Source organism: Dietzia sp. E1 (assembly GCF_014145015.1).
GTDB classification, from domain to species: domain Bacteria; phylum Actinomycetota; class Actinomycetes; order Mycobacteriales; family Mycobacteriaceae; genus Dietzia; species Dietzia cinnamea_A.
This window is the reverse complement of record NZ_JAALDU010000341.1, coordinates 1-2,464: the sequence shown is the minus strand read 5'-3', so window position 1 is coordinate 2,464 and position 2,464 is coordinate 1. Positions and strand designations below refer to the sequence as shown.

The following is a 2,464-nucleotide window of genomic DNA, read 5'->3' as shown; positions in this document are numbered from 1 at the left end:
GGGAGCCCGGCCGGTGACCCCGGCCGGGCTCCCGGCGTCTACGCGGGTGTGGTCAGACCCCGTCGCCGTGCCGCGCGTCCTCTTCCAGCTGGCGCTGCTCGGGAGTCCGCGACCACAGCACCGCGGCGAGGGTGGCGACCAGCGCCAGCACGAGCAGTTCGCTGAGGTAGAGGCCGAAGCCCGGCCCGCCGAAGTCCTGGAAGTCCGGGTTGGGCCCGCGGCCGGACTGGCGCAGCCAGATCGCCAGCACGCCGTACACGGCGGCCACACAGGCCGTGCTCCACGCGATGCCGGCGGCCCACCACTTCTGCGTCAGGATCATCACGGCGCCGAAGACAATGGTGCCCACCGAGTACAGGAGGACGAAGAGGTGGGACGGTAGCGACGTGTACTGCTCGCGGGCCACGTCGGTGAAGAACAGGACGTCGAATCCGCGGACGCCGTCGCTGTGCGGGAGCGCGAGCGCTGCGGCGAGCAGCACGATGAGGACGGCCGAGGCGAGGTAGGCCCGGCCGATCACGAGCGTGCGTCCGAGGATGCGGTCCTTCGAGCGCAGTTCCGATTCCGCGTTGCGGGTGACCTCCATGATCCCTGCGATAGGGTCGCGTCGGTCGTCGTCGGTGCTCACGTGGGGCATCCCTTCTCGATGGTGGCGGCGGGGGCGGTCTCGCGGCGCAGGGTGGGCAGCCCGAGCCCCACGCCGATCGGTGGCGTCTCGGGCTTGCGGCCCTCCTCGTGGCGGTCCCCGGCGCGCGTGGCGCGGTAGCTGAGGACACCGTCGTCGGCGAGCAGGTGGTGCGGGGCGGCGGCGGTGACGCGGGTGGTGACGACGTCGCCGGGGCGCACCCGGTCGGCGGCTTCTCCGACGGGCGCGAAGTGCACGAGGCGACCGTCGCGGGCACGGCCGGTCATGCGGGCGGTGGCGGCGTCCTTGCGGCCCTCGTCGGCGGTGACGAGCAGTTCGACGACGCGCCCGACCTGCGCCTGGTTCTCCTCCAGGGTGATCCGCTCCTGGAGGGCGATGAGCCGTTCGTACCGCTCCTGGACCACGGCCTTGGGAATCTGGTCCTCCATCGTGGCCGCCGGGGTGCCGGGGCGGGGCGAGTACTGGAAGGTGAAGGCACTGGAGAACCGGGCCTTCTCGACGACGTCGAGGGTCGCCTGGAAGTCCTCCTCGGTCTCACCGGGGAAGCCGACGATGATGTCGGTCGTGATGGCGGCGTGCGGCATGGCCGCGCGGACGCGGTCGATGATGCCGAGGAAGCGCTCGGAGCGGTAGGAGCGCCGCATGGCGCGCAGGACGCGGTCGGAGCCGGACTGGAGCGGCATGTGCAGCTGCGGGCAGACGGTCGGGGTGGAGGCCATGGCCTCGATGACGTCGTCGGTGAACTCGGCGGGGTGGGGCGAGGTGAAGCGGATGCGCTCGATGCCCTCGATCCGGCCGGCCGCGCGCAGGAGTTTGGCGAACGCGCCCTTGTCGGACGGCTCGTCGGGGTCGTGGAACGACCGTCCGTAGGCGTTGACGTTCTGGCCGAGCAGCGTCACCTCGAGCACGCCCTCGTCGGCGAGGGCCTGCATCTCCGCGAGGACCTCGCCGGGGCGGCGGTCCACCTCCTTGCCGCGCAGGGACGGCACGATGCAGAACGTGCAGGTGTTGTTGCAGCCGACGGAGACGGAGACCCAGCCGGCGTAGGCGGAGTCACGGGTCGCCGGCAGGGTCGAGGGGAAATGCTGCAGGGAGTCGGCGATCTCCACCTCGGCCCGCTCGTTGTGCCGGGAGCGGTCGAGGAGGGTCGGCAGGTGCCCGAGGTTGTGGGTGCCGAACACGACATCGACCCACGGCGCCCGCGAGACGACGGCGTCCTTGTCCTTCTGCGCCAGGCATCCGCCGACGGCGATCTGTAGTCGGGGGTTGGCGTCCTTCCACGGCCGCAGATGGCCGAGGGTGCCGTAGAGCCGGTTGTCGGCGTTCTCACGGACCGCGCAGGTGTTGAACACGACGAGGTCCGGCAAGCTGCCGGTGGCCGGGTCGGCGTCGCCCTCGAAGGGAACGTAGCCGGCGGCGTCGAGCACCCCGGAGAGCCGTTCGGAGTCATGGACGTTCATCTGGCATCCGAAGGTGCGCACCTGGTAGGTGCGGCGGTCCACGCCCTCGGCGGGGGCGTTCTCCGCCGCCGGATGCAGGTCGGTCACGAGAGAATCCACGCAGGCCAGGGTACTCAGGGCGAGGCGTGGGCCGCCAATTCGGCGTCCACGACGGACATCGCCAACCCCGTGGGATAACCCCGGCGGGCGAGGAATGCGACGAGCCGCCGCCGCTCGCCCTGCGCCTCGGGCCCGGAGAGCGCGGCGGCCGGGCGTCTGCCGAGCCGGGCGCGCACGAGTTCAGTCGCCTGCCGACGCTCGTCGGACTCGTCGATATCGGCAACCGCGTTCGCGATGTGTCCCTCGGCCACGCCCTTGT

General features: G+C 71.7%; 3 protein-coding genes. All 3 read right to left on the bottom strand.

The window, feature by feature from the left end; translation table 11 throughout:
* Positions 1–52: 52 nt before the first annotated feature.
* On the bottom strand, positions 53–637 hold the full coding sequence (locus tag G6030_RS11410) for a hypothetical protein (RefSeq protein ID WP_007627540.1): 585 nt from the start codon (positions 635–637) through the stop codon (positions 53–55).
* Positions 625–2,193: a tRNA (N6-isopentenyl adenosine(37)-C2)-methylthiotransferase MiaB gene (gene miaB, locus G6030_RS11405; RefSeq protein ID WP_007627538.1), complete on the bottom strand. Its 1,569-nt coding sequence runs from the start codon at positions 2,191–2,193 to the stop codon at positions 625–627. Before miaB ends, G6030_RS11410 begins: the two co-directional genes overlap by 13 nt.
* A 26-nt stretch (positions 2,194–2,219) precedes the next feature.
* The coding region (locus G6030_RS11400; RefSeq protein WP_182643201.1) for a RecX family transcriptional regulator at positions 2,220–2,464 on the bottom strand (245 nt) is incomplete at its 5' end.